Annotated in this window: 2 protein-coding genes; one reads left to right on the top strand and one right to left on the bottom strand. The window is 72.9% G+C overall.

Translation table 11 applies throughout. From position 1 onward, the window contains the following. Window positions 1-30 precede the first annotated feature (30 nt). Complete coding sequence (locus ACFRCR_RS18030) at window positions 31-1,137, bottom strand: threonine aldolase family protein (protein WP_377679501.1); 1,107 nt, start codon at window positions 1,135-1,137, stop codon at window positions 31-33. Between the two features lie 361 nt (window positions 1,138-1,498). On the opposite strand from ACFRCR_RS18030, the gene ACFRCR_RS18035 reads away from it, so the two are divergent. After that, entirely contained in the window at window positions 1,499-2,974 is a 1,476-nt protein-coding gene (locus ACFRCR_RS18035; protein ID WP_377679503.1) for a tyrosinase family protein, read from the top strand. Window positions 2,975-3,051 lie beyond the last annotated feature (77 nt).

A 3,051-nucleotide genomic window follows, 5' to 3' on the forward strand; every position in this document is an offset into this window, starting at 1 on the left:
TGACCTACCCGGTCACGCCCGCTCCGGCGTTCACACGAGCGCCGCGCGGACCGCTGCGGCGAACGCGTCGACGTCCCGCTCCGACGTGTCCCAGGAGCACATCCAGCGGACCTCGACGCGCTCGTCGCCCGTGACGGGATCGGGGGCGGCAGCGGCCCAGTCGTAGAAGGCGAAGTCCGCGCGCAGGGCCTCGGCGACGGCGCGCGGGAGCACCGCGAACACCGCGTTCGCCTGGGTGGGCTGGGAGAACGCGAGGCCCGACGGCGCCGCGCGCGTCCCGCCGTCGTGGACCTCTCCCTCGCTCGCCACGGGCGAGAGCGCTGCCCGCAGGCGTGCGGCCATCGCGTTGGCGTGCGCCGCGTTGGCACGCCACAGGTCGTCCTCGAGCAGCGCCGTGAGCTGTGCCGAGACGAAGCGCATCTTCGACGCGAGCTGCATGGTCATCTTGCGGACGAAGTCGACGCCCTGGGCCGCGTCGGGGTCCAGCACCACGACGGCCTCGCCGAACAGCAGGCCGTTCTTGGTGCCGCCGAACGACACGACGTCCACGCCCACGTCGGTCGTGGTCGCGCGCAACGACACCCCCAGGGCAGCCGCCGCGTTCGCGAGCCGCGCCCCGTCGAGATGGACCCGCAGTCCCGCGGCGTGCGCGCGGTCGCTGATCGCGCGGATCTCGTCGGGCGAGTAGACCGTGCCCAGCTCGGTCGCCTGCGTGATCGACACGACGAGCGGCTGCGCGCGGTGCTGGTCGCCCAGGTCGCCCACGAACCGGTCGACCGCGGCCGGGGTCAGCCTGCCGTCCGGCGAGGGGACCGTGAGGAGCTTGATCCCGCCGACACGCTCCGGGGCGGCGTTCTCGTCCTGATGGACGTGCGCGTGCTCCGACGTCACGACCGCACCCCAGCGCGGCAGCATCGACGTGAGCGCGACGACGTTCGCGCCCGTCCCGTTGAACACCGGGAACGCCGTGGCCGCGTCGCCGAAGTGGTGCCGGACGACCTCCTGGAGCCGAGCGGTCCACCGGTCCGCGCCGTACGAACCGGCGTGGCCCTCGTTCGCGGCGGTCAGGGACGCGAGGACCGCAGGGTGGGCCGGGGCGTAGTTGTCGGACGCGAACGAACGCTGGGTCGAAGGCACCCGGCCAGGGTAGACCCGGTGCGTCGCCCGACGAGGGTGACGCTCTCGCGCACCGAGGGCGACGCACCGGGGCGCCGAGGGGGACGTGCGAGCCCGCCGAGGGCGACGCGCCGCGCTGCCGACGGTGACGTTCCAGCCCGCCCACGGTGACGGTGCGATACGCCGAGGGTGACTCGTCTGCGCAGCCGGGCCCGCGCGACAAGAACCCCCCCGAGGCGCACCCTGGAAGTGCAGGGGCGGTCGCCGCTGCACGACGCAGGGGGACGCGGCGGGCGAGCAGCCCGTCCGCCCGGGCATCGCGGCCCGGGGCACGACCGATCACCCGCTCCCACGCCCCCGCCGGCACCCGAGGGGGAACATCATGGCAAGCGCACCACACCCCGACCCGCAGCTGGGTGGACCGTTCGTCCGTCAGGACGTCTGGAAGCTCTACCTGCAAGGACCCGACGGCCAGGCCGTCATCAACGCGTACGCGAAGGCCGTCGCGGTCCTCAAGGCCGGCCCGCCCACGGGAGCCCGGTCCTGGCTGCACCAGACCCAGGTCCACGGCATGAGCCCGGACCCCCACGACGGGCTGCGCAACCAGTGCCAGCACGGCTCCTGGTACTTCCTGCCCTGGCACCGCCTCTACCTGGGCTACTTCGAGGCGATCTGCCGCGACATCATCCGCAACAGGAACGACATCCCTCAGAAGGTCAAGGACACGTGGGCCCTGCCCTACTGGGACTACGACACGGCCACGACGAACACGCTGCCGCCGCCCTTCCGGGACCCCATCGGGCCGGACGGCCTCGCCAACCCGCTCTACGAGGTGCAGCGCAAGAGCGGCGTGAACGCCGGGACGGCGTCCCTCGAGCCCACCGAGACCACCGCGAAGGGCTGGTTCTACCAGCCGCTCTTCACGTCGAAGATCCCGAACACGGCCACCTTCGGCGGGCCCACGACCGGGTTCAGTCATCTCCCCGGCACGATCGGCACCCTCGAAGGCACACCGCACGGCACCGTCCACAACTTCGTGGGCGGCAAGATGGGGAACTTCAACACCGCGGCCTCCGACGCCGTCTTCTGGCTGCACCACTCCAACATCGACCGGCTGTGGGAGGTGTGGCGGTCCCACACCGGGCAGGGGCGCGACCCCGCGAAGAGCGTGTTCACCCAGAGGTTCGCGTTCCTCGACCCGTCCGGGGCCCGCAGGGAACCCGAGAGCTGGGAGGTGCTCGACACGAGTGCGTTCGGGTACGTGTATGCGGACATCGGCATCCCGCCGTCGGCCCGCACGCTGAAGCGCGAGAGGAGGCGGCCCGTGGCCGGTGTCGGAGACGCAGGGGGCGAGGACGATGCTCGTCGCGAGGAGGAGGTGCGGCGCCTCGAGCAGGTCCCGCCGGAGGCTGTCGCGGTCAACCGTGAACCGGTACGTCTCGCGTCCAGGACGGCGAGCGTCGACATCGCGGTCGGGCCGGGCGCGGCCCGGGAGCTGACCGACCGGGCCGCGTCGCCGGACGAGCCGGAGCGGCTGCTGCTCGTGCTCGAGCACATCACGCTGGAGGGTGACAACCAGCCGCCCACCTACGCCGTGTACGTGGGCGACACCGAGGACGACGACGCGCTCGTCGGGAACCTGCCGCTCTTCGGGGTCCGCGAGTCGCAGGAGTCCGACGCCGAGCACGGGCTGTCGTACGTCTTCGACATCACCGACGTCGCGGCCGACCTCGGCGAGAGAGGAGCCTGGGACCCTGGCCACCTGCACCTGACCTTCCACCCCGTCGTCCACGACGAGCAGGAGGCGCTGGCGGCGCCCGAGGTCGTCGTCCGGACCGTCCGCCTCATGGTCCAGTGACCGTCGCGGCCGGGCGTCCTCCGCGCCCGGTCGCCACGCGGCCGGCAGCCCACGGGCTGCGCGTCCGCGGGGCGGCC

It is taken from the genome of Oerskovia sp. NPDC056781 (genome assembly GCF_042789955.1).
Classification (GTDB): domain Bacteria; phylum Actinomycetota; class Actinomycetes; order Actinomycetales; family Cellulomonadaceae; genus Oerskovia; species Oerskovia rustica.